Here is a 25,981-nt window from a genome sequence, read left to right on the forward strand (position 1 = left end):
ATTTCTTTTTCTATTATCCATAGTATATCTCCTTATTATAAATTATTGGGGTCTTAGGGTTCTCCCTAACAAGGTAAAATTGATAAAAAAAGAAGCAGTCCATAAAGGTTCTGCTTCATCAATTTTTCGTAAGTGGGTACTCACTTACTGTGCTTGCTATTAAAGTTATAAGCGTCAAGCGTGTATTAAGTTTTATTAATTATACCGCATTTAAAGAAATTAATAAAGAAGTATAAAGGGCGTTCAAGCAAATATCTTAAATAAGATTACTAAATTTTAAAATACTTCATGTATTGAAATTAATTATCAAATGAGTTACAATAAAACTGACGGTAGCGTCGGAATTATTTATTGACAGGAGATAAAGTTTTGAATGATAAAAAATTGAAAGTAGGAGAAAAAAGGAAGTTAGAAATTCTGGAAGCGGCAAAGACATGTTTTTTAGAAAAGGGTTTCCAAAATACAACTATGGAAGATGTTATAGAAAAAGTAAGTTTAAGTAAAGGTGGTGTTTACTATCATTATGGATCAACCTACGAAATGATTTATGATTTTATGAAATTAGGTATCAAATATAGAGGAGAAAAAAGCAAAACTATCGGCACATCTAAGTTAACGAGTTTAGACGCAATTACTGAGATGATGATGGAAAGAATTTATGATGAAAATGAATTTAAAAGCATCTATGCAATTTTTTTGAAACTACAAAATGAAGATAAAAGATTGTGTGAAATGTTTAAAAATTTAAAAGAAACAAACACAGAAATTTTATCGTCTGCATTTCCTCCAAACGATAAGCTCTCATCTATTTTTGAAGATGAGTTTTTAGTGACCTTTGTAAATACTTTGATTTTAGGATATGAAAGTTTAAATCAAAAAGAAATTTTTATTGAAAATAAAGAAACAATCAAAAAGATGTTAGAAGAATATTTGAAAAATAAATTTCCTGAATTATTAGGCTGATCTTAAATTGTGGTATAAAAATGAATACAAAAAAGACATTTTTAAAAAAATTTTATGAGCTAATAATGACATTATTAATTGTTAGTATTTTATCATTTGTTTTAATGAAATTATCTCCCGTAGATCCAGCCACTGCATATGCTAAAAGACATATAGGAAGTCCATCACCTGAGCAAATTGAAGAAGTAAGAATAAGATTTGGTTTTGACAAACCTGTATATAAGCAATATTTTAACTGGATTAAAAATCTTTTTTCTCTAGACTTAGGACAGTCTTTAAGTAATGGTAAACCAGTCTGGGATAATATAATGTTGGCTTTGCCAAAAACTTTATCTGTTGTTTTCTTTTCCGCAATATTGCAGGTAATTTTAGTATTGTCTTTGGGATGTATTACTTTCTTATGGAAGAACAAGATAATCAATAAGCTTATAAATCTTTTATGCCTTATTGGTGTTTCAATTCCTAGCTTTTATATTGCTATTATCTTACTTGATATATTTGCAGTAAAGTGGGATTTGCTATCAGTAGCAGGTAATATTGGCATTACAAACTATCTACTTCCTGCAATAACTTTAGGGATATTTGGGGCTTCTTTTTATTATCCACTATTTAAAGATGCTTTAGACAAAGAGAATGGTGAATATTATATTATGTTTTTTAGAGCAAATGGTCTAAAGGAATTTACTTTGTTCGTGAAACATATATTGCCAAACTCGATAGTAAAGTTAATTCCAAATTTCTTTCAGAGTATTGGACTTATGATTGCAAACGTGGCAATAGTTGAGGGAGTTTTTTCTATTCCAGGATTTGGATATTTGATTGTAAATTCTGTAATAAATCGTGATGCAACGATGATTCATGGGTTGGTTTTCTTTTTAGCATTATTTATTGCACTTGCTAATATAATATCAGATTTGATAAACGATCTTTTGATAAAGGAAAGGGGAGATTAATGAAAATAAACAAAAGGATATTATTTCCTTTCCTAGTGATTTTATTTATATTTTTTGGAAGTTTTTTTGCCCCTAATGATCCCTTAGAAGTTAATCTTCCCCTTAGATTTGCAAATCCAAGTTCTAAGTATCTTTTGGGAAATGATAGCATGGGCAGGTGCGTTTTATCGAGAATACTGTACGGGGGAAAAACTACATTATTTATGGTTATGACGGCATCAATTATTGTTTTTACTTTAGGTTTGCTTTTAGGAACACTAACGTCAAAAGTTACCATGAAAAAGAATGTAATAGTAGATTCGATTATTAATGCTGTAACGGCTATACCACCAATTGCTTATTTAATCATATTTATAGCATCTTGGGGAAATGGAATAAAAACTACATTAATCGCTTTGGTTGTTTCATATATATTGAGATTTTTAAGACTTGTTAGAACTCAAATAAATATTGAATATGATAAAGCTTATTGCACTTGTATGATTTCACTTGGTGCTTCAAAGACTAGGTTGGTTCTAGTTCATATACTACCAAATATATTATTAGATTTAGTTCATTATATTTGTTTGTCCTGTGCGGATATGATTTTAGCAATTACTGGTTTTTCATTTATAGGAATTGGACTTGGAGAAAATGTTGTGGAGTGGGGTTCTATGATTTTAGAAGCGAGAGATTCAATATTTATTAAGCCAGAACTCATAATTTACCCTATTTTTGCAGTTTTTATTACTACAATGTCTTTTAATATTATTGCAAAAGAAGCGAATAGTAAGGTGAAGATATGATTTTGGTTAATCAATTACAAGTTAAAGATAAAAAAGGAAACAATCTTTTAAATAATATTTCTCTTAGAATCCCTATGGGAAAAATTATTGGTCTCACTGGACCCAGTGGTGCTGGGAAGACTACATTAGTAAACACAATACTTGGGATTTTATCAGAGGATTTAAAAGTAAGTTCTGGAACTATTACTATAGATGATTTCGATATATTGGAAAAAGATAATATCAATAACAACAATAGAAACATCGCTTTTATTCCTCAACTTCCCATGATTTCTTTTGACAAAAGAAAAAAGATAAAAAGTCAAATGGTTGAAACATATATTGCTAATCTTAATATAAATAAATCAGAAGCATTAAGTATAGCAAAAGATAAGCTCAAAAGCGTCAATCTTGAATATGAAAGAGTTTTAGATTCATATCCAACTGAACTCTCTGGTGGCATGATTCAGCGTGTGATTTTAGCGATATCTATGGGACTAAATACTGATTATATAATTGCTGATGAACCAACATCAGCCTTAGACAATTATAACTCATCATTATTTTTTGAATTGATTAAAGCAAATTTCAAAGGCAAAGGAATTTTGTTAATAACACACGAGGCTGATATTCTTAAAAAATATAGCGATTGCATCTATGTGATAGAAAATGGATGCCTTATAGAAAAGGGGAGTAGTGAAGATATATTTGAAAGCCCTAAAGAAGAATGGACAAGAAAATTTGTTATCTGTAGTCAGAAAATATTAGATTCTGGAGGTGAATGGAAATGGACGAAATAGCTATGAGTAATGTTAGCCTTTCTTTTGAAACAGTAAAAGGGACATTTAAAGCTCTAGATCAAATTTCCTTTTCACTAAAAAGGGGAGATAACTTAAGTTTAATTGGTGAAAGTGGATCTGGTAAAAGCACCATTGCAAAAGCATTAATAGGATTAGAAAGAATAGATGAAGGATCTATACTCTATGATTCTGTAGATATCTCAAAATTAAAATTAAAAAAAATAAGGAAATATAGAAAAAATATCCAGTCTGTTTTCCAGGATACATCTGGTACTTTAAATCCTGGTATAAGCACTTTTAAAAATTTGGAAGAAGGGCTTATTAATTTAACAAACTTGTCGAAAAAGGAAAGAAAGGAAAAGGTATTATTATTTTGCGAGGATTTACATTTAAAAAAGGAAATATTAGATGTGCCCGTTCACCAACTATCTGGAGGTGAGCAAAGAAGATTGTCGCTAATAAGAGCCCTTATGGTTAATCCTGATTTTTTAATACTAGATGAGGTTACAGCTGGGCTTGACTTACTGACGATTGAAAAAGTATTAAACTTACTTTTTTATTATCAATCTAAGCATAGTATTTCTTATATTTTTATCACTCATGATATAAATCAAGCAAAACAGATTTCAGATTATATCATAGAGATAAAGAAAGGAAAAATATTGAGAGAAGGAAAATTGCAAAGGAGATAGAAATGATCAAACTTAGAAAAAATATGATGGTTTTATTGGCACTTGTATTTAGTTTTTCAATTTTACTAGGAGGTTGCCAAAAGAATCAAGAAAAAGCACAAGAAAATTCAAATGTAGCAAGTGAAAACACAAAAGATGAAAGCAAGAAGGTTTTAACCTTATGTACTGCTAAAGAACTGACAAACCTTACGACTTTAACAATGAATAAGGAAAATAATATGGCTTGTGGTTTAATTTACGAAACCCTAGTAGCTTATGAAAATGGTGAAATTGTACCAAAACTTGCTGAAAGCTTTGAATATAAAGATGATGGCAAAACTTTAGTCTTTAAATTAAAGGATGGGGTAAAGTTTTCAGATGGTGAAGATTTTAATGCTGATGCAGTAAAAAAGATATTAGATTTTGATAAGTCAAACCCTAATTTTGCAGGCATTAGAGCTGTTGCAGAGATAAAATCAACAGAAGTTATTGATGATAATACAATTGCTATTCACTATGAAAATCCGTCTAAATTTTATATAAATGGCTTTTGTTTCCAAAATGTATTGGGGATGCCATCTCCAAAATCATTTACTGAGGGAAACTTTGAGACATTTAACGAAAATATAGGAACAGGTCCTTATGTATATGAAGAATTTAAATCTGGAGAATATACAAAATTTGTTAGAAATGAAAAATATCATGGGGAAAAACCTTATTACGATGAAGTTATTGTCAAATATATTCCCGATGCTTCCTCAAGACTTCAAGCCTTAAATAAGGGGGAAATAGATTTAATTTATGGAGCAGATTTAATAAATTATGATGACTTCAAAAAAGGTTCTGAAATTAAGGATGTTACTGGAGAAGTAAATAAAAATAGGACTTTGACTAAAAATCTAATTTTAAATCCAAGTAAAAAAGAATTAGAAGATTTAAAAGTTCGTCAAGCAATTAATTATGCAATTAACAAAAAAGACATTGTCGACAGTTTAACATACTCATACGAAGATGTAGCTGAAACTTTATTCCCTAAAGATGTAGCTTATTGTGATGCAAATTATCCAACTAATTATAGTTATGCTCCTGAAAAAGCAAATAGCTTGCTAGATGAAGCGGGTTGGAAACTCAATAAAGATACAGGAATTAGAGAAAAGGACGGAAGTCCATTAAAGCTTCAATATGTTTACTGGTCAGATTTAGTACTTGCTAAGGAAACTGCACTTGCAATAAAGACGCAATTAAAAGAAGTAGGTATAGATGTTGACCTAGTTGAAAAAGATCAAATGTCATGGTGGACAGATGGTATAAAGGGAGAATTCCATTTGACAACCTGGAATACAGAGGGTTCTTATACTGAACCTCATAAGTTCTTACAAGAATCAATCACTGAAATGGATCCACATTTGATGCCGTTAAAAGCACTTTCTGATTCAAACATATATATTGATGCAATAAAGAAAGCTTCCACTTCTACAAACGAAGGGGAGATTAAAGATAATATACAAAAAGCTATAGTATATTCAAACGAAAACGCTATGGATTTGCCTCTTTCTTATTCAAAAGAAATGATTTTGTATAGAAATGACAAAATTGGTGGATATGAATTTACAAGTACACCACAATTTTTCAATATTTATAGTGTAAAAGCTAAATGAGAATAGGTTAATAAATTGAATTTAAGGCAGGTCTATCTATAAAGTAGTGAATGGATAGACCTATCTTATTATTACGAAGTTTTATTAAGGAGGGGATTTGATGGATCTAATAAAACAATATGTAAAAAAGAGAAAAGGCTCATATTTTATATCAATCTTACTGGCAATAATTGGAGTAGTGGCTGGGCTTTTTTCTTATATATACATGGCAAAAATCATTGTAAATTTGATTAATGGTGCAAATGATATGAGTTTATATACTCCACTATGCATAAATATTTTAATAACATTTGTTATTAAAGAAGTGGCAGCAGGAATATCAACAAGTATTTCCCATACCGCAACTTTTAACTCATTAGGAGAAATCAGAAATGATATTTCTAAGAAACTTTTTAAGATGCCACTGGGAGATGTTCTTTCAAGATCTTCAGGGGAATTTAAAAATATAATTGTTGAGCAAGTTGATTCTATGGAAACTTCTCTTGCCCACCTTGTGCCAGAATTTACGGCAAACTTAGTAGGACCTATTCTATTGTTTATTTACATGTTTACATTAGATTGGCGATTGACCTTGCTATCACTAATTCCATTTGTGGTGGGAATGGCTACTATGATGTCTGTTATGAATGCTCATTATAAGGAAATGTTTGGAAAGTCAGTTGCCATTGGTCAACACATGAATAATTCTATTGTTGAGTATATAAATGGGATAGAAGTAATAAAGACATTTAATCAAAGCGAATCATCTTATAAAAAATATGCTGATGCAGTTTATGACAATGCAAGCTTTTATTATAACTGGATGGGTGAATCTATGAATAGGGTTGCCATAGGTAGATTACTTTCTCCTATGGGGATTATTACAATCATACCCTTTGGGATTTTATTTTATACAAATGGAAGTATTGATTTAGGAAATTTAATTACCTTAATCGTCTTATCCTTTGCTACAGTTTCTAGCATTTTAAAAATCATGAACTATATGGATGATATGTCAAGAATATCAACTATAACTTCTGAAATAGGAAAGATTTTAGATTCAAGAGAGTTAGAAAATATTGACAAGGGAGAAAAAATAGAATCCTATAATATAGAACTTCAAGACGTAGACTTTTCTTATGATGGAAAAAATAAGGTTATAGATAATCTTTCTATGGAAATAAAAGAATCTAATGTTTCAGCACTCGTTGGTCCTTCTGGGTCAGGCAAGTCCACAATAGCAAAACTTATTGCTGGATTTTGGAATGTAGATAAGGGATCTATTAAAATTGGCGGAGTAGAAACAAAAGATGTGTCGCTCGAAAACTTGTCTTCACTTATTTCTTTTGTATCCCAAGACAATTTCCTTTTTGATATGACTATAAAGGAAAATATTAGGCTTGGAAATAAGAATGCCTCTGACGAAGAAATCATAGAGGTATGTAAAAAATCTGCCTGCCATGATTTTATTATGAATCTATCTAATGGTTATGATACAAGAGTTGGAGAAGGTGGAGGTCATCTGTCTGGCGGAGAAAGACAAAGGATATCTATTGCTCGTGCCATGCTAAAAAATGCACCAATCGTAATTTTAGATGAAGCAACTTCTTATATAGATCCCGAAAATGAAGCTCTGATACAAAATGCCTTGGCAAATCTAGTTAAGGGTAAAACTTTAATCATAATCGCTCATAGGTTAAAGACAATTGTTGATGCCGATAGGATATTTGTTATTAAAGATGGTAAATTAAACTCCTATGGAACTCATGAGGACTTATTAAAGTCATCAGAGCTTTATAAGGAAATGTATGCTGCAAATTTAAGGGGTGATGAAAATGCTTAATGTGTTTAAAAAGATATGGAATTTTTCAAAAGAAGAACAGATATATATTAAGAAATCTATTCTCGCTGGATTTTTGCATGCAGTATTTAATGCCCTTGAGTTTGGAGCAATTTACTATATGCTAGCAAATATATTTTCTAAAACTTTAGGCTATAAGGCTATCTTTGTTTGTCTTGGAATATTAGTTATATCCCTTGTTGGAAAGATAATGACACAAAAATCATCACAAATGGCACAAACACACGCTGGATATTTTATGGCAGCCCATAAGAGGATAGAAATAGGAGAAAAAATAAAAAGAGTTCCTATGGGTTTCTTTTCAAGCTTTTCACTAGGAAGATTAACTACTATTGCTACATCTTCACTTTCCCAAGCAGAAATGTGGGTGCCTATGCTTTTGGTTCTTGTACTTGGTGGGATTTTAAATACTTTAGTTTTTGTCCTTGGAACTTTAATTTTTAACGTAAAGGTAGGACTGGTTGCTGTAGCAGGTGTGGTAGTATTTTTCATCGTTACATCAATGATGGAGAAAAAATCATCAGCTAATGCAGACAAAATGACAGAAACACAAACAAGACTTACAAAAGAAGTATTAGCAAGTTTACAAGGTATGCAGGCTATAAAATCCTATAATCTTGGTGGAGAAAATAACAGAGCTTTGAGAAAGTCTATAAAAGATACATCAAATATACTTTTAGATTTAGAAATATCTGTAGCACCTTACACAGTTATCCAAAGAATTGTAATGGGAATAACAACAGTAGCTATGGTCTATGTATCATTAAAATTAAATTTATCTGGTGAACTTCCGCTTGCTGAAACAATTCTTATGATTATGGCATCCTTTATTATCTTTGAAGGATTAATCGGGGCAGGATCAAACATGGCAATCCTAAGAGCTTGCGAAAATGCCATAGATTCTGTGGGTTTTATCGACTCTATGCCTGATATGAGAGAAGGAAGTATTACAGAGCCTATAAAAAATCATGATATTGTCTTTAAAAATGTCAGCTTTTCTTATGATGACAGACCAATTTTAAAAAATGTATCAGCAGAGATAAAAGAAAATACTATGACTGCCATAGTTGGTCCATCTGGATCTGGTAAAACAACATTTTGTAATCTAATAGCGAGATTTTGGGATGTAAATTCTGGTGAAATATTAATAGGTGGAAAAAATATAAAAGACTATAAGATAGAAAACTTAATGAATTCTATTTCCATGGTATTTCAAGATGTATATCTATTTGAGGATACAATTGAAAACAATATAAAATTTGGAAAACAAAACGCAAGCCATGAAGAAGTAGTTCAAGCTGCAAAAAAAGCAAGATGTCATGAATTTATAGAAGCTTTACCAGAAGGATATGAAACTATTATTGGGGAAGGTGGAGCAAGCCTATCTGGTGGAGAAAAACAAAGAATCTCCATAGCCAGAGCCATGCTAAAAGATGCGGACATCATAATCTTTGATGAAGCCACAGCAAGTATAGATCCAGAAAATGAAGATAAACTTAAAGAAGCAATAGAATCATTAACAAAAAACAAAACAGTAATTATGATTGCCCACAGATTAAAAACCATAAGAAATGCAGATCAAATCTTAGTCTTAAAAGATGGAGAAATAGTAGAACGTGGAAATCACGAAGAACTGATTAAAAATAATGGACTTTATTCTGACCTTATAAATGCAAAAGCTAAGGCGGAATCATGGAAATTAAATAATTAATAGAAGAAATATTAAAGTTTTTGAACAGGAAAATTTAGAAAAGAGGATTTATGCCTAATAGCATAAGTCCTCATTTTTTATTTATGCTCAAATTAATCATTAAAACTCAAAAATACTATAAAAAATAAAAATTCAGGTTACCGAAGAGGGCAAATTTCACTTTATAAAGTGAGGGGTGTTTTATCATCTTTCTATAAAAATCAAAATACTTTGAAGTGTGAATATTCTTGAAATTGATTATGTGAGATTAGCATATTTCAAATTTAATCCACTTATCAAGGTAAAAAAATAATTTACATAGGAGGTAAAATGCAAGCAATAAAGATTTATAGCATGAGAGTTGCTATGTTATGTAGACTTTATGATCTTAAATTAATTAATGATAAGGAATATACAAAAATAAAAAATAGAATAGAAAATGATTATAAGAAGAGAGATAGAAAGTAGTTAATTTTGTGATATAATAACACTGTAGAAAGATACAAAATGGGAAGGAGGTAAAATGAATACTAGAGTAAAATTAATAAAAGCTTCAAATACAGGAGCAAGAAATAGAAATGCACTAGATTTAGAATTAAAACGTGTTGCAGTCTATTGTAGAGTAAGCACTGATAGTAAAGACCAACTTGAATCATATAAATCGCAAGTTGATTATTACACAAATCTAATAAAAAATAATATGAACTGGACTCTGGCTGGTATATACGCAGATGAAGCAACCACAGGAACAACTGCAACTAAAAGAGCTGATTTCATGAGACTAATAAGCGATTGTCAAAATGGAGATATAGACATGATAATTACTAAATCTATATCAAGATTTGCTAGAAATACATTAGATACCTTAAAGTATGTAAGACTATTAAAGGAAAACAATGTTGGTGTAGTATTTGAAGAAGAAAATATAGATACTTTGACAATGGATGGAGAGCTATTATTAACAATATTAAGTTCAGTAGCTCAACAAGAAGTAGAAAATACCTCAGCCCATGTGAAAAAAGGACTAAAAATGAAAATGGAAAAGGGGGAGCTTATTGGTTTTCAAGGTTGTCTTGGATACGACTATGACCCTATAACAAAAAGTATCTCTATAAATGAAGAAGAAGCCACAATTGTCAGATACATCTTTAAAAGATATTTAGAGGGCAATGGTGGCTCAGTCATTGGCAGGGAACTAGAAGAACAAGGATATCTCACCCCTAGAGGTAAAGCAAAATGGTCTGATACTACAGTGTTAGGAATAATTAAAAATGAAAAGTATATTGGAGATATACTAATGGGAAAGACCTTCACAGTTGATCCCATAACAAAAAGAAGACTAGCTAATTTTGGTGAATCTGATAAATATCACATTGAAAATCATCACGAGCCAATTATATCAAGAGAAGACTTTGAAAAGGCACAAGAGATTAGACTCAGGAGAGCACAAAACAGAAACACTATTGCTAACAAGGATAGAAAAAGAGAAAAACTATCAAGACAATACGCTTTTTCAAGTATGCTGGAATGTGGATTTTGTGGTGAAATACTTTCAAGAAGAACATGGCACACAAGTTCAATTTACAAAAAAATTAACTGGCAATGTGTAAGGTCAACAAAAAAAGGTAAAAAATATTGCCCTCATTCAAAAGGAATACAAGAAGCGGCAATAGAAAAAGCTTTTGTTGAAAGCTATAGGCAATTATGCCATGCAGATTCAACAGTAATAGATGACTTTTTAAAAATTGTAGAAGAAGAAATAAATGATAATACTTTAGTCAAAGATTTGAAAAAGTTAGAAAACCAATTAAACAGAATCATTAGTCAAGAAAGAAAGTTAGTTGATCTTCATTTAGAAGATAGTATAGACGAAGAAGTTTATGCTAAAAAGTATAAAAAACTGACAAAACAAAAAGAAGAATTACTTGATGAAAAGAAAACACTGGAACTAACAATAAAAGATGAAAATTCTATTAAAGAAAGACTAAAGCAATTTAAAAAGGTCTTAGAAAATAGAGAAATTATAGAGGAATTTAACAGAACAGTATTTGAAAGCATAGTTGATAAAGTTGTGGTGGGAAGAATTGATAAAGACGGAACGGTTCATCCATATGACCTGACATTATATTTCAAAACAGGAATTGAAGATAGTCAAAATTCTAATAATTTCAAAGATAAAAGAAAAAATGCCAAAGACAATGACAGTGATAAATTGTGCTCCCACAAGAATGACGAGGATAAAAAATTATGTTCCCAAGCAAAAGACAATGAATGTGGAGACTGTAGTATTGATGTCAAGAAAATAAGATGACAGGCTATAAAAGTGTTGAAATCAATGGCTTTTAGGATTTTAAAAGAAATTCTAAAAGCCATTTTTCTTTTTGTAAAATACCTTGTGGGAACATATCATTATCAAGAATTATAGAGGCATGTAGACAGTATAGATGTTTTTAGGGAGAGTGGACAGAATAGATGAGATATTCTAACTTACCCAGGATATTTAATTTTTAGTATCACCAAAGCTAATTTATCAAAACTAAATTTAAGATAATGGCTAGATCAATCTCACTAAGACATATCTTGCTATGCAAACTTTAATATAATACAAGAATGAGGACTATATAAGAAGGTTTACATATAGAAAATTATTAGATGTATATATACCTACAACTATTTTCTAGTAGATTGCTAAAAATAATTTTATATTGGAAAATATATGAGATAATTTTGTATACTTATTCTCATAGATTCAGAATGACAAAGATATAGAGTGCTGAATGGAAATTCTAATAATTTGTTAATAAGGGATGAATTGTCTAAATAATATCCAAGAATATCTTTAAGATATAAATACCGATATATGTTTTATGGAATTAGTGGTCTATGTCAAGCTTAATTTTACAAATAAAAAGATCTATTGCCGCAATAAGAAATAATGTAAGTGGGGAAAAAAAGGAGGTGTTTAAGAAGTACATTCATGAAGTAAATGTTATTACTGACTCATTAAAAGATAAGCAGGTGGATTAGTTTGATTGAACACTTGAATAAACCTAGCTTATCAAGTAGCTGGATGTTCTTGTTTCAATACCACTATCATCTTTTAAGTCTAATAGGTCAAAGAGGTTTAAATCCTTGATTAAAGTAAGACCAAGGATGAAAAGAATAGTTGGTCTTACTGGAACTCAATCATCAAATGGTCTAATGGATTTATGGGCTGAGTTTAGACTGCTTGATATGGGAGAGAGACTTGGAAGATTCATTGGCCAGTACAGGGAAATCTACTTCAAAACAGATAAGAGAAATGGATCAATATTTTATTCTTATAAACCACTGCCTTTTGCTGAAGATGCCATCTATGAAAAAATATCAGATATAACAGTTTCTATGAAAGCTGAAGATTATCTAAAAATGCTAAAGAATATAAATAATGAAGTCTTGTAAATCTATCAGATAAAGAAAGAGATATCTTAGAGACCTTAAAAAAGACTTGGTTGTTAGTATTAAGGAAAAAGATATAGATGCAGTTAATTCTGCAGCCCTTTCTAATAAGTTACTGCAAATGGCATCAGGCTCAGTTTATGATGAAGATAAAAATATGATCCGTATTCATGATAGAAAAATTGATGCTTTAGAAAATTTAATAGAGGGTGCAAATGGAAAACCTGTTCCGATAGCCTATTGGTATAAGTCAGACTTAAAAAGAATAAAGATAGGTTTGATGTAAGGGATCTTAAAACAAGTAAGGACTTTAAAGAATGGAATCAGTATATAGTCCCATTATCTATTATTAATCCAGCATCAGTAGGTCATAGACTTAACCTTCAAGTAGGTGTATAAATATTAATTTGGTTTTCTTTTATTTTGTCCTTAGAATTATATGAGCAAACCAATGTTAGACATTATATGCAGGGGCAGAAAGAAACAGTTGTAATTCATCACATCTTAGAAAAGGATACAATTGATGAAAACGTGAAGAAAGCATTAGAAAGAAAAAATAAAACGCAAGCTACATTAATCGATTCAGTAAAAGAAAATCTAAAATGAGTAGAAGTTATATGGATAACTTACCTCAAAACTTATGGAGGTAAGAAATGAATATAAAAGAATATTTAAAGCAAGCTTTTTATTTAGACAAGATGATAAATTCAATGTTGGAACTTGCAGAAACCTTAGATACACTATTGATAAAAGCAACGGTGGTATTTTCATATATACCAAGTAATACTAGTATAATATCTAAACATGAAGAATTGATATGTAAAATATTAGATTTAGAAAAAGACATTAATAATGATATCAATAAACTTATGTAGTTAAAATCTAATATTTACAGTTTAATAAATGATATTAATGATGAAGAGTTAAAATTGCTACTTGAGAAAAGATATCTAAACTATAATACATAAGAAAAAATTGCACAGAATATGAATTATAATGTTAGACATATATAGGCTATACAAAATCGATTTAGACAAATTAGAAAAGATATATAATTAAATATTCTTTTTGAAAACGTTGACATTAGTGATTGAATATGTTACATTTAAATAAAGATTATAACGTTATAACATTATTATATTTAGGAGGTATCTATGAATTCTCTAGGTAAAAAAATACTTGATTTAATGGGCGGAGAAAATAACATAATCAAATTAACATACTGCGCAACAAGGCTTAGGCCTACTTTTAAATCATATGATTTGGTTAAAGTTGATGAAATAAAGAAATTAGATGGTGTAGTTGGAGTCGTTGATGATAAGAATAGATTTCAAATAATAATTGGAACCAATGTAGAAAGTATATATAATCAAATTATAGACAACTCAAATATTAATTCAGAGAAGAAAGTTGATATATTGATAGAGGATGATTTGAAATTAGAGGAATCAAAACAAGGTATATTAGATAGATTCATATCGTTTGTTGTGAGTGTTTTTCGTCCTTTATTACCATTATTTGCTGGTTCTGGTTTGATAAGAGGTTTTACTATTTTAGCTATTGAATTAGGAATATTAGAAAGAGGAAGTACTACTGATATTATTTTGACATCAGCAGCAACATCAGTTTTTAGTATTTTATCAATTTTAGTAGCTATGTCAACTGCTAAACAACTTAAATGTAGTATGCCAATTGCAGCAGCAATTATGGCTGCAGTATCAATGCCAGGATTTCTGAATTTAATGAATGGCAATCCAGGTACAGTTGTTTCACTATTTGGTTTACCGGTGACAGTATTTGAATATTCTGGTCAAGTGATCCCACCAATACTATTAGTATTTGTTCAGAGTAAAATTGAGAATAAGTTGAAAAAGGTTTTACCAAGTAGTTTACATCTTGTAGCAATCCCAACTATATTAATAATCACAATGATTCCTTTATTAACAGTAGTTATAGGACCTGTTGGAAATTATATAAGTATTGGAATTGCAAAATTTGTAGAAGTAATTACATCTTGGAATAACATAATTACAGGCGCAATTGTTGGTGGTATATGGAATATTTTAATAATGTTTGGTGTACATTGGGCACCTAATACAACAGTTATAATACCACAAATTTCAACTACTGGATCTTCTTCATTGATAGCATATGGGGCTACAGCTAATTTTGGTATGGCAGGGGCAGCTTTTGCAATCTTTCTAAAAAGTAAAGACAAAAAATTAAAGAATTTCTCAGTTTCATCAATAATGTCGGTATTCTTATCTGGAATTGTAGAGCCAGCAATCTATGGATTAGGAGTACCTTTTAAAACACCATTAATTGCTGGTTGTTTAGGAGCAGCGATGGGTGGAGCTTTTATGGGAGCATTCAATGTAGTAGGATATGCCTTTGTTTTCGGAGGTTTAACTACAATACCTGCATTTGCTGGACCAACTTTGTGGGCTTATTGTGTTGGATTAGCTATAGCTTTCTTTGGTGGCATGATATTGACATTATTATTAGGTTGGAAAGAAGAAAATAAAGTTAAAGGAGAAATAGATGAGTAAAATATTAAATAGCTTAGCATATGGGGCAATAGGCGATGCGATGGGTGCTGCAACTGAAAATTTATCTTTTAATCAAATAAGAAAAAAATTTAATGGCAAAGTTCAAGAATTTTTAAAACCAGATGAAGCAAATTTTGCGCTAGGAAATGAAGCTGGACAAGTTACAGATGATTTTTCTCAAACTTATTTATTGTGCAGAAAAATCTTAGAAAATAACGGTGTTATAAATGAAAAAATTGTAAAATTAGCAATTTTGGAATGGTCAGATATGCCTCAATATTTTGATAGGTTTGCAGGCCCAACAACTAGAAGTGCAGTAAAAATGTTTAAAACAGGTGCTAAGGAATTAGAGAAAGCACCTGGAGCTGTAACTGTAGATTATGCTTCTAAAGCTACAAATGGATCAGCAATGAAAATTTCACCAGCTGGGCTTTTTAATCCGGGAAATCCAAATAAAGCTATTGAAGATGCCATAAAAATAACTAGAGTTACGCATGATAATCATTTAGCGATTTCTGGAGCGTGTGCTGTAGCGTCTGCTATTAGCACTGGGCTTAAAGAAAATTCTAACATTAATGATATAATAAAGTCAGGTATAGAAGGCTCTATAATAGGAGAAGAGAAAGGAATACTATTATCAAGAGAAGTTGGTGGCGCTAGTGTGACTGAAAGAATAAAGTTAGCAATAAAAATTGCATCACAATCTAAAGATAAAGATTCAATTATGAAGGATTTATATGATATAATAGGAAGTGGCTTGCATGTTTCAGAAGCAGTACCTATTTCCTTTGGCATATTAAAGGCTAATGAAAATAATCCTTTTGAAGCAGTTATTGATGCTGTAAATATTGGTTATGATACTGATACTGTGGCTATAATAACAGGGACTATGGCTGGTTCAATATGTTATGAAATCAATGACAAAATTGAGAATATGATTGATATTTTAGAAGAAAAAAATAAAATGAGAATTAGAGAACTAGCGAGAGAAATAGAAAAAATAAATCTATAAAAATAGGAGTATTATGTCTTTATACAATAATATTTTCAAAGATCTTCGTGAAATGATACTATCTAAAAAGTTTTACGAAGGTGACGTATTTTATTCAGAAAAAGAAATAATGGAGAATTATGGAGTTAGTAGAATAACTGCACGAAAAGCCATGGATAGACTTGAAAATGAAGGATTAATAAAAAAGTCCTCGGGAAAGCCAACAATTGTGAAATCAAATAAGGAAATACTTCAGATTAAAGTTTATGGAGGCTTTAGTAGGGATAATTTTTATCATAATGTAACCTCTAAGTTAATAGATTTAAGTATAATTATACCAAATGAAAAGATAAAATCAGAATTGAATTTAAATAATGATGATAAAGTTTATAAGTTAGTTAGACAGAGATTTATAAAGGGGGAGATTTATGGGCTAAACATAGCTTATATACCTTTAAAATTTATCAGACTAAAGAAAGATGATTTTTATGACCGATATTCCTCTTTATATAAGATTTTTGAAAAAAATGGGATTATCGTAAACAATGCAAAAGAAAGTATAGAGGCAATAAAATCAGACAAAGATACAGCTCTAATATTGAGTATTGAAGAAGATTCTCCTTTATTGTATATTGAAAGAATAACAAGGGATAGAAAAAATAATATTGTAGAATATGTTGAAATATTCTATAAATCTGACAAATATAAATACGAAGTTAATTTAAGCGAGATTAATTAACAATCTAATAGAATATATCATTGAAAGTCAGTATAAAAATGTAGTATGTTTATAGTAGAAAATAATTCCAAGCCTTGGAGATTCTATCTCCAGGGCTTTTTCTATGGAGTGATAGATTGTCAAGAAAACCTAAGAGACCATGTTCCCATAGGTTGTCCTGAATTAGTTTATAGAAGATACTGTAAAGAACATGATAAAGAATTTAACAGGAACTACGAACGATATAAAAGAAACCCAGAGACGCATAAGCGTTATGATAAAGAATTTAGAATTATACATAAAATATATATAAGCAAACATCTTATTTGTGAAAGATGTTGAAAAGAAAATAGAAGACAAAAGCTGAACACATCCATCATATTAAACCTTTTTCAGTTGGTGGAAGTCATGAGAAAATTAATTTGATGAGTGTTTGTAAGTCTTGTCACTCTAAAATTCATGCAGAGATAGAGACAGATTTTATAATGAAAAGTATTGAGGGGAGGTGGAGTCAACTTCTATATAGCAAAATTTAACACCAATGGTTCCGCCCTCTCACTCACAAAAAAACGGGTTCAAAGGGGGTATTAAAGAATATCATCAGAAAAGTAAAATATTTATTCTAACCTATTGACAATAAAACTTGTCATGATATAATATAAATACCAAGTAAACTTGTCAAAAGAATAAAGGAGAATGAATATGAAGAGAGATGAAGTTTTAGCAAGAAGCCGTCAGGAGTATAAACATCACGATGAGATGATGGTTGATATTTTTAAAAAAGCAGGTGAGGTTTCCAGCCAAATCGGATTGGCAGTTGCTGCAACCTTATTTGGAATTGAAGCTTTTTTCTTCAATTCTTTTAATTATGGAATACTAAGTATTTATTTTAGTATTGAAGCAACAAAAGAACTTGTAAAGTATGCAAAATTAAAAGAAAGAAAGCAATTGTTAATGGGGACGCTTATGGCAATTATAGGAATCGCCTTATTTGTAGCTAACCTTATAACATTGAAGTAGTGATTGATTATGGATGATAAACTAGTTTTCAAAAATCATTTAAAAGAAGTCAGAAAAGAAAAAGGTTATTCACAACAACAGTTAGCTGATGAGGTGGGTGTTTCAAGAAATACAATCAGCTCAATTGAAACTGGTCAATTTAACCCCACTGCTAAATTAGCTTTGATACTTTGCATTGCTTTAGAAAAGAAATTTGAGGATCTTTTCTATTTTTAGGCGAACATAGTTAAACTAAAATCTCCCTACAGTAAACAATATTGTTTATTGAAGGGAGATTTTATATTTAAGTATTAGGAGGTGATACTATCGATAAAGACGGAACATACAGAGGTGGAAGACGAGTAAAAGCAGGAGGGAAACCACAGCCTGCTGCTGAAAAAATAGAAAAAGGTAAAAAATTTGAAATACTAATGAATGATATTCCAACATTTACTCCAGAAGAAATAGATGCAGTTGACTTACCAGACGGAGCAGTTCTTGATGGAACAGATATGCCTACACCTAGTGATTATCTATCTGCAAAACAAAAAAATTGTATACCACTTGGTGCTGATGAAATATATAAAGAGACATGGTCCTGGTTAAAACAGAGAAACTGTGAAAACTTAGTAAATCCAAGATTATTAGAATCCTACTCCCAGGCTTTTGCAAGATACATTCAATGTGAAGAAGCAATAAGTCAATTTGGACTATTGGGAAAGCATCCTACTACTGGAGGAGTTATTGCATCACCATTTGTACAGATGTCTAGTCAGTTTCAAAAAACAGCTAATCTTCTATGGTATGAGATTTATGACATAGTCAAAGAAAACTGCACAGAAGTTTATGAAGACTATGGAGAAGATATGATGGAGAAATTACTAAGGCAAAGGAGGTAATTATATTGCACCCTTCCGATGAAACAAGACGAAATCATAGATTTCTTTGTTTCTATCGTTGGGCACGAGTGCATTTTCATTGTTTAAAGAAAGAGAGAAAGAAAATGTTTGAAAAAGTAAATCCAAATCATCCAGATAAAATAGCAGATTGCATTTCTGTGCAATTGTAGATTTAGCGTATAAAAATAAGCGGAGAATACTACAGACGCATCACTTGGAACAATATATGCAAGAAATCTAATGTATGTAGATGCTGCACCGGAGTAGATAATGGGCTTGAAGCTTGCAATGCACCTACTGTAAAGGAAACGGAACTTCAGGAGGCAAAGATTAAAGCGCTCAATCTTTTGATTAGATGCTCATTAATGAATGAGATTTTTATTGAGAACATTTCCAGAGCTCTAGCATATGACAATTCTGGAGAGTTCGAAGAAATTAATATTACACTTAATGTAAAGCAGAAGGAACTGGTGAAACTTTTTCATGCGAAAAAAGACTATAACATCCTTGCTGACGAGATAGATGAGCTGATCGAATTTGCAATGAATCAGATATGAAACTAGCCGAATACGATGAGAAGCTAGTAAGAAAATGCGTCAAGGAAATCCTAGTATATGATGATCCAGTTTAGGTAATTTTTAAAGCAGGAATTGATATTGATATTGCAAGAGAATAAATGAAATTTGGAAGCAGGGCATAAACGCTCTACTTTTTTTCCTTTAACGATGTGCAAACATTGCATGTTGCACATTGAAAATATCAACCTTTTGGTTTATAATATGATTTAACGTTATTATGTTCTCAGAGAGTAAGTTTAGATAGATAAGATGGAATTATGATTACGTCTAATTTAATTAAAAATCTATCTAAAGAAAAAGGAAAAAGTGTTGAAGATTTGGCACGTATAATCGGTTATACTACAAAGAATTTAAATAAAAATTTGAAACGATAAACAGTAAGCACAAAGGAGCTAATGTTAATTACAAATGAGATAGATGTAGTTTTTGAACAGTCACATATCCTGGGGAAATGGTAAAAGTTGGCTGTTTTGAGTGAGTTAAAAAAAAACGGATAGCAGACTTTTTAATATTAGTAAGAGAAATAAGGGGTTTGATGTGGATGGTCTAAAGTAAAAAAGAACGCTTCAAAGAGGCGATTAAAAAGTTCATAGAGGAAAATCAAGAACAGCTGGAACCACGTTCATATTATCTGATCTATGAAGGGGAGAAATTTTTGTCTATTTATATTCGAGCTATGGCTTACTCAATTGTTACCGGAGAAGAGTTTTATCTTTGCGGATTTGGCGGAGGAACATATACCATTATTTTTTTAAGAAATATTGATATACAGTTAAACAGGTAACTAATGATGACACCGAGGATAAATACAGTGTTAATGATGTGGTCTTGATTGCTGCAGCGTTATTAGCTGCAGAACAGTATACTATAAATCAGAATTCAATATGTGAAGACATGTTCCTTAAGCAGTCAGATATAGTGAAAAAAGCTCAATCGTTGATAACATGTGAAGTTGATTCTACCAGAGTTTCGCGGTGGGTTAATGCTGATAACGAAAAGCATACAAAAAATTATTTGAGAGCTGATTCGGCGGTTGATCCTACTGTAATACGACTCTCAATCATGGATGAGTTTTCTGACAAATCATATCCTATAGGATGAAGCATTTTAGATGAATTTGATATAAACGGTCTCCAGATGACAATGAAAGAATTATTCTTCTTTGTTAAGGACAATACCCAGAGGTGATAAAGAAAATGACAACTATTAATATCGATTACAAAGGAGTATTAGATTACTTGGATAATAACCAGGAAATTCCATACTCTAATCCAGAGGAAGCCGGTGTAGATCAAGTAGAAAAGGATAGACTTCTAAAGGTTAAAGAAAAGGGACAAGCAGCAGTTGCTGAAATGAAGAAGATGGCAGCGCGTTGCGAGCAATTGTTTGGCTTGGATAAATGCTTGCCTATTTCATGGCTCGATGGCTCAAATACGAAGACCAGAAAGTATCTCTGGGCGCAGATAAAATATAAGGATTACACAGCTAATCCTGCTAGTATTTCTTTGTTTGTTGAGAAAAACAATGGCATGACAAGATACCGCATCAGTTTAGAAATAAAGAATGATGGTGCCAATAAGAAAACGATGGCATCATACCATTCTCATTTAGATATTCCTAAAGAAGATGGAATGGTTTACGTGTCTGGAAGTAACGAGTGGGGAAATCCAGCAATCATCACAGATTCAGTTGACCAGATTAAAGCAAAGATTGATTCAGGCGAAATTCGAAAGGTGCAGCTTTGTGTATATGTTGAGTCTGTAGAGGATAAAACAAACGAACAGTACGATGCTGATGTAATGGCCGCAGTAAAAAAGATCATTCCATATTACGAACATGTTATTGGAAAAGCCTCAACACCATCAACTGGGCGTGCATGGCTGTTAACCTGGAATCATGCAAACTGGGATTGGGCAAACTACAAAGCATGGTGTAAAGATACAAAGCTTGGAAATAAATTTATTGAGCCTTGGGCTTGTGCAAGTAAGCAACCTGTTGTTGGTGATGAAATTTTCTTAATAAAGACAGGTTCCAAACCTAGAGGAATTCTTGCTCATGGATATGTGGCAAAGGGAGCTTATGAAGCAGATCACTACGATCCTGAAAAAGCTGCAGCAGGAGTTAAAGCTAATCATATAGATGCAGAATACGACTGGATTCAAGATTATGATACAGAACCATTGTTGATGCAGGATGACCTTAAAATAAAATTTCCTGACCAGCAGTGGAGTCCAATGGGATCTGGTATTGAGATCAAATCAAGTGTTCTACCAGAGTTGAAAAAGATGTGGCTAGAACTAATTGGTAAGAAAGCCGAAGACGTTATATACTGGCCAAGCTTAGAAGAATATGATCCGGGAATCACAAAAGAAAAATGGATGGAATTGCTTAAGGATCCAAATGTTACAAATGAAGATAACCTAAGAATGTTTAAGATGATAATTGAACTAGGCGGTGAATCTACATGTATTAATCTATCTGAAATCTATGGTGGCTCAGATGTTTCATATAATAACTGGGGCCGTAACTTTGGCGAGAGAGTACATAGAAAGACGAATTGCCCACTTTTGTCTGATGGCGATCGTCACCACTATTATGCGATTCCGTATGTCGGAAGATATATAATTGAAAAGGATAAGACTAGATATTCTTGGAAATTAAGAAGTGAGTTGGAGGAGGCGTTAAAGGAAATGGATTTATCTCACATTGATCTTACATCGGAGGAAGAATCAGTAATTGCATATGATAAAAATATGATCCTGTATGGCCCTCCAGGAACAGGTAAAACATACAGCGCTGCAATTTACGCTGTGGCTATCTGTGATCAGCTTGCTCTGGATATTGTAAAAGCTATGGATTATGGCGAAGTGATGCTTCGTTATCGCGAGTTGTTAGCAACGGGTCGAGTTGCGTTTACTACATTCCATCAGTCTTATGGATATGAAGAATTCATAGAAGGTATCAAACCGGTATTAGATGACGGTTCTGATATTGGGTACACCATTGAAGATGGTGTGTTTAAAAAGTTCTGTGATGATGCTCGTATACCAGAGAATAATGATATTCAGTGTTTTGGAGATTTGTGGATAATTAGAAATAGAGCTGGAGATTCAGACGTGTCTTTTGATTATGAAGATTATCTACTAAAGAATGGTGTAATCATGGTAGAAACAAACGATGAATACGATAAGAGTCATTGCAACATGATTTCAAAAATGAAAAAGGGAGATTGGGTTGTACTGGGAAGAGGCTATAAGATCGCAGCACTGGGTGTGATTGATGATGAAGAAGTATCAGAGATCGACTGTGAACCGTTCCATTGGAAACGTGAGGTCAACTGGTTAGTAACCGGGTTATCAGCTACTTTCTCTGATATTGGCATTGTTGGTGGATGTTTCTCCAATTATGCAATCGCAAAATCAAAATATAAAGTTCAGAACTTCTACAAACTGATTAATGCTGAAAATAAAAAAGCCAAACCCCATGTATTTGTTATTGATGAAATCAACAGAGGTAATATTTCTAAGATACTTGGTGAACTTATTACCTTAATAGAGGATACAAAACGTGAAAGTATGGATGAGCAGGTAGCGGCGGTTCTTCCTTATTCTGGTGAGTCATTTAGTGTTCCATCTAATGTGTATATACTCGGAACAATGAATACCGCAGACCGTTCTATCGCATTGATGGATACTGCCCTTCGTAGAAGATTTCAGTTTGTGGAAATGATGCCTGATGCAGATGTCCTTAGAGATATCGGTGCAGATAAGGTAGACGATCTTGATGTTGCAGCTATGCTTGAAAAGATAAATGAACGTATTACCTTCCTTTATGATAGAGAGCACACAATTGGTCATGCATTCTTTACGAAGCTTGCAAAAGCTCCAACAATTGAAACCTTAAAGGTAATCTTTGAAAAATCTGTTATTCCACTCCTTCAGGAATACTTCTATGAGGATTATCAGAAGATTCAATTGGTTCTTGGAGATAACGGAAAGACAGATCCTTCAATAAAGTTCATTCTTGATGAAGAGGTTAAAGTAAAAAATATATTCAAGGGCAATGCAGATGATGTTATTGATCTTCCTGACAAGAAATACACCATCAACACTGAGGCATTTGAAAACCTTGAAAGTTACAAACAGATTATTTAAATCGTGGTGAAATAAATGGATAAATTGCTAGAGGTGCGAGAGTTCGATACAATTACTGGAAATGCTGATTTTGAAAATAATGAAAAATATAAATATCTTGATGTAGTGATATTCCATGACCTTGTGGAATTTATCCATGAATTCTCTGGAGATGAAGAAGATGCTGATGCATTGGATTTCATGCGCATTTCCTATAAACGTAATGTTGGTGATGTCATAACTATCAAGAATTACGTAGGCCTGATTCAGATGAATAATGGTTACCAGGTACATGTGCTTCCTAAGATTAGTTTTGATTCTGGCGAAGACGCCGGTAATAAGGAAACAAAAAGAATCTTCATGAAGATGCTAAAAAGTATGAAGGATTTTCCTAGTAAGGTATTTAACTACGGCAACTTAAAAGTGGATCGCATGAATCTCTACGAGATTTTTATAAACATGTATCTACAGGAAGTACGACAGCTAGTTAAGCGTGGCATTAAATTTGCATATGTTGTACAAGAAGATAACCTCAAATTCTATAAAGGGAAGCTTCTTACATGTCAGCATATAAAAACAAACATTGCGCATAAGGAAAGATTCTATGTAGCCTATGATGAATTCCATCCTAATAGATCAGAGAACAAACTAGTGAAAGCGACATTGCTTAAATTACAGAAGTTGACAACGAGTGCTGAAAACTCAAAAGAGATTAGACAGTTGTTAACAGCGTTTGAAATGGTGGAACCCTCAACGAATCATATGAAGGATTTTTCACAGGTGAAAATTGATAGAAATACGAAAGACTATGAAATGCTTTTGCAATGGTCTAAGGTATTTCTGATGAATAAATCATTTACAACATTTTCCGGCAAGAATACATCAAGAGCTCTGTTATTCCCAATGGAGAGTGTATACGAAAGCTATGTTGCGCAGCAGATGAAGAATGTGTTAAGACCGGCAGGGTGGGATGTGTCAAGCCAGGACAAAGGATACTATTTGTTTATGGAGCCAAGACGTCAGTTTGCACTTAGGCCAGATATAGTTTGTAAGAGAGGTGATAGAACAGTAATCATGGATACAAAATGGAAAAGTCTCATTAATAGTGAGCGTGCCAATTATGGTATTTCTCATAGTGACATGTATCAGATGTACGCGTACTCTAAGAAATATGAAACATCAGAGATATGGCTTCTATATCCATTGAATGATGAGATGCGTGATCATTATGATATAGTATTTGAATCTGGTGATGGAACGACAGTTAGACTGTATTTTGTTGATCTGACACGTATGCCAGAAACGTTGGAAGAGTTGAGAGATAAGTTGGAGGTGACTGAGTTATTACAATCGAGGAAAAAGTAACAGAGGTAATTAATGACTATGTCAGCTCAAACGTAACTGTATCGAAAATGATGCCTGATCAATTGTATAGTCTTGTAACTGCTACATATCCTATGATCAGAAATGGTTTTTCCAGCAGATTATTGCTACAACAGAACTAATGAAGGCATAGATTTTGAAAAGCACTCACATCTTTTTGAAAAAGATGATGATGGAAGCTATGTCGTTTTATCAATATTCTGGTCCTGTATATTGCAGATGTAGATGTGAAACAGAAGGCAGTATAAGTGGATTATGGACAAATGGTTTATATGAATAAGGGGCTGCAGTTGTAGATATTACAGCACTTCGTCATAGTGATTTATTTGAGGGCATTAAAAGTGCGCTTAAGATAACACCAGTAAACGTATCGATAGAGAAGAATGAGGTTACGATACGTTTACAAGAGTTGTTATTTTGCAGAATTAGTGTCGAGGAAAAAGTATATAAAATATCCAATGCGACGACAGAGTGGTCTCAAAAGACTTCGTATCATTGTAAACCAGCATCAGATGATACGTGGTTCTACCATTTGGAGACAATTGAATAGAGTATTTGTGAAGTTAAACGTCTTTGTATCATTTAAAATTCAAAAACTTGGCAAGTCTGCAAAAGCTACTAACCATACAAGTGAATTGAGTCAGGTGGTTTCTGCTAAGGCTTTTGAAAATGCATATACACATTTTATTGAGCAGGCAGATAGAAATACAGAATCAAAGAAGGCACAAGGATCGAAGGTCCCATACGGTTTTAAAGAGAGACCAAATTGCGATGGACCATATTTTAAAGCTCAGTATGGTCAAGGTACTCCAAGTGCAGCACCTCATATGAATTAGTGGGTTGTATCGATATACTACCTTCCTGAGAATGGAAATATTATCTTGGGTATTCAGGAGGGTAGATATACTCATTTAAAGGATATTAAAATCAAACCATTCCGATATGACCAGGTTG

Annotated in this window: 27 protein-coding genes; all 27 read left to right on the plus strand. The window is 32.0% G+C overall.

Annotated features, from left to right (window positions below; all coding sequences use genetic code 11):
* The first annotated feature begins 369 nt into the window (after window positions 1-369).
* The 27 genes from HMPREF0078_RS03080 (at window position 370) to HMPREF0078_RS03190 (ending at window position 25,863) form a co-directional block, all read left to right on the plus strand.
* Window positions 370-963, plus strand: a complete 594-nt coding sequence (locus HMPREF0078_RS03080; RefSeq protein WP_039920453.1) for a TetR/AcrR family transcriptional regulator — start codon at window positions 370-372, stop codon at window positions 961-963.
* Between the two features lie 20 nt (window positions 964-983).
* The gene (locus tag HMPREF0078_RS03085; protein ID WP_004838633.1) at window positions 984-1,916 is read left to right on the plus strand and encodes an ABC transporter permease; all 933 of its coding nucleotides are present in this window, start codon (window positions 984-986) and stop codon (window positions 1,914-1,916) included.
* Complete coding sequence (locus HMPREF0078_RS03090; RefSeq protein WP_004838634.1) at window positions 1,916-2,701, plus strand: ABC transporter permease; 786 nt, start codon at window positions 1,916-1,918, stop codon at window positions 2,699-2,701. The genes HMPREF0078_RS03085 and HMPREF0078_RS03090 overlap by 1 nt, the downstream gene beginning before the upstream one ends.
* Window positions 2,698-3,480 (plus strand): ATP-binding cassette domain-containing protein, encoded by a 783-nt coding sequence (locus HMPREF0078_RS03095; RefSeq protein WP_004838635.1) that lies wholly within the window; start codon window positions 2,698-2,700, stop codon window positions 3,478-3,480. Before HMPREF0078_RS03090 ends, HMPREF0078_RS03095 begins: the two co-directional genes overlap by 4 nt.
* A complete protein-coding gene (locus HMPREF0078_RS03100) occupies window positions 3,468-4,172 on the plus strand; it encodes an ATP-binding cassette domain-containing protein (RefSeq protein WP_050756660.1) in 705 nt (234 codons plus the stop codon). Before HMPREF0078_RS03095 ends, HMPREF0078_RS03100 begins: the two co-directional genes overlap by 13 nt.
* 2 nt (window positions 4,173-4,174) lie before the next feature.
* A complete protein-coding gene (locus HMPREF0078_RS03105; protein WP_004838637.1) occupies window positions 4,175-5,809 on the plus strand; it encodes an ABC transporter substrate-binding protein in 1,635 nt (544 codons plus the stop codon).
* A gap of 100 nt (window positions 5,810-5,909) precedes the next feature.
* On the plus strand, window positions 5,910-7,631 hold the full coding sequence (locus tag HMPREF0078_RS03110) for an ABC transporter ATP-binding protein (RefSeq protein WP_004838638.1): 1,722 nt from the start codon (window positions 5,910-5,912) through the stop codon (window positions 7,629-7,631).
* Window positions 7,624-9,360, plus strand: a complete 1,737-nt coding sequence (locus HMPREF0078_RS03115) for an ABC transporter ATP-binding protein (RefSeq protein WP_039920456.1) — start codon at window positions 7,624-7,626, stop codon at window positions 9,358-9,360. Before HMPREF0078_RS03110 ends, HMPREF0078_RS03115 begins: the two co-directional genes overlap by 8 nt.
* 309 nt (window positions 9,361-9,669) lie before the next feature.
* Window positions 9,670-9,807, plus strand: coding sequence for a hypothetical protein (locus HMPREF0078_RS09180; RefSeq protein ID WP_004838640.1), 138 nt, complete (start codon window positions 9,670-9,672; stop codon window positions 9,805-9,807).
* Between the two features lie 55 nt (window positions 9,808-9,862).
* Window positions 9,863-11,650: a recombinase family protein gene (locus HMPREF0078_RS03120; RefSeq protein ID WP_004838641.1), complete on the plus strand. Its 1,788-nt coding sequence runs from the start codon at window positions 9,863-9,865 to the stop codon at window positions 11,648-11,650.
* 842 nt (window positions 11,651-12,492) lie between these two features.
* Complete coding sequence (locus HMPREF0078_RS09210) at window positions 12,493-12,780, plus strand: DEAD/DEAH box helicase family protein (RefSeq protein WP_004838643.1); 288 nt, start codon at window positions 12,493-12,495, stop codon at window positions 12,778-12,780.
* 46 nt (window positions 12,781-12,826) lie between these two features.
* Window positions 12,827-13,063, plus strand: a complete 237-nt coding sequence (locus tag HMPREF0078_RS08865; protein ID WP_004838644.1) for a hypothetical protein — start codon at window positions 12,827-12,829, stop codon at window positions 13,061-13,063.
* 179 nt (window positions 13,064-13,242) lie between these two features.
* On the plus strand, window positions 13,243-13,383 hold the full coding sequence (locus HMPREF0078_RS09105) for a hypothetical protein (RefSeq protein ID WP_004838645.1): 141 nt from the start codon (window positions 13,243-13,245) through the stop codon (window positions 13,381-13,383).
* Window positions 13,384-13,430: 47 nt separating this feature from the next.
* A complete protein-coding gene (locus tag HMPREF0078_RS08870) occupies window positions 13,431-13,652 on the plus strand; it encodes a hypothetical protein (RefSeq protein WP_004838646.1) in 222 nt (73 codons plus the stop codon).
* A 279-nt stretch (window positions 13,653-13,931) separates the two neighbouring features.
* The gene (locus tag HMPREF0078_RS03135; protein ID WP_004838647.1) at window positions 13,932-15,326 is read left to right on the plus strand and encodes a PTS transporter subunit EIIC; all 1,395 of its coding nucleotides are present in this window, start codon (window positions 13,932-13,934) and stop codon (window positions 15,324-15,326) included.
* On the plus strand, window positions 15,319-16,338 hold the full coding sequence (locus HMPREF0078_RS03140) for an ADP-ribosylglycohydrolase family protein (RefSeq protein ID WP_004838648.1): 1,020 nt from the start codon (window positions 15,319-15,321) through the stop codon (window positions 16,336-16,338). The genes HMPREF0078_RS03135 and HMPREF0078_RS03140 overlap by 8 nt, the downstream gene beginning before the upstream one ends.
* Window positions 16,339-16,351: 13 nt before the next feature.
* Window positions 16,352-17,056 carry a GntR family transcriptional regulator gene (locus HMPREF0078_RS03145; RefSeq protein WP_004838649.1) on the plus strand — a complete coding sequence of 235 codons (705 nt, stop codon included), beginning with the start codon at window positions 16,352-16,354 and terminating at the stop codon, window positions 17,054-17,056.
* A gap of 350 nt (window positions 17,057-17,406) precedes the next feature.
* Entirely contained in the window at window positions 17,407-17,571 is a 165-nt protein-coding gene (locus HMPREF0078_RS09265) for an HNH endonuclease (protein WP_279625040.1), read from the plus strand.
* A 166-nt stretch (window positions 17,572-17,737) separates the two neighbouring features.
* A complete protein-coding gene (locus tag HMPREF0078_RS03150; RefSeq protein WP_039920458.1) occupies window positions 17,738-18,055 on the plus strand; it encodes a DUF6442 family protein in 318 nt (105 codons plus the stop codon).
* Between the two features lie 9 nt (window positions 18,056-18,064).
* Window positions 18,065-18,271, plus strand: coding sequence for a helix-turn-helix transcriptional regulator (locus HMPREF0078_RS03155; RefSeq protein WP_004838652.1), 207 nt, complete (start codon window positions 18,065-18,067; stop codon window positions 18,269-18,271).
* A gap of 194 nt (window positions 18,272-18,465) precedes the next feature.
* Entirely contained in the window at window positions 18,466-18,933 is a 468-nt protein-coding gene (locus tag HMPREF0078_RS03160; RefSeq protein ID WP_004838653.1) for a P27 family phage terminase small subunit, read from the plus strand.
* A 365-nt stretch (window positions 18,934-19,298) separates the two neighbouring features.
* On the plus strand, window positions 19,299-19,490 hold the full coding sequence (locus HMPREF0078_RS03165) for a hypothetical protein (protein WP_004838654.1): 192 nt from the start codon (window positions 19,299-19,301) through the stop codon (window positions 19,488-19,490).
* Window positions 19,491-20,429: 939 nt separating this feature from the next.
* Window positions 20,430-20,612 (plus strand): hypothetical protein, encoded by a 183-nt coding sequence (locus HMPREF0078_RS03175; RefSeq protein WP_155811434.1) that lies wholly within the window; start codon window positions 20,430-20,432, stop codon window positions 20,610-20,612.
* A 95-nt stretch (window positions 20,613-20,707) separates the two neighbouring features.
* Entirely contained in the window at window positions 20,708-23,665 is a 2,958-nt protein-coding gene (locus HMPREF0078_RS03180; RefSeq protein WP_004838657.1) for an McrB family protein, read from the plus strand.
* A 15-nt stretch (window positions 23,666-23,680) separates the two neighbouring features.
* Complete coding sequence (locus HMPREF0078_RS03185) at window positions 23,681-25,009, plus strand: McrC family protein (protein WP_004838658.1); 1,329 nt, start codon at window positions 23,681-23,683, stop codon at window positions 25,007-25,009.
* Window positions 25,010-25,111: 102 nt separating this feature from the next.
* A complete protein-coding gene (locus HMPREF0078_RS09415; RefSeq protein ID WP_456061945.1) occupies window positions 25,112-25,252 on the plus strand; it encodes a DUF7225 domain-containing protein in 141 nt (46 codons plus the stop codon).
* Between the two features lie 332 nt (window positions 25,253-25,584).
* Complete coding sequence (locus HMPREF0078_RS03190) at window positions 25,585-25,863, plus strand: hypothetical protein (RefSeq protein ID WP_232618486.1); 279 nt, start codon at window positions 25,585-25,587, stop codon at window positions 25,861-25,863.
* Window positions 25,864-25,981: the final 118 nt, after the last annotated feature.

Origin of the sequence: Anaerococcus vaginalis ATCC 51170 (genome assembly GCF_000163295.1) — a bacterium.
In the GTDB taxonomy this organism is placed as follows: domain Bacteria; phylum Bacillota; class Clostridia; order Tissierellales; family Peptoniphilaceae; genus Anaerococcus; species Anaerococcus vaginalis.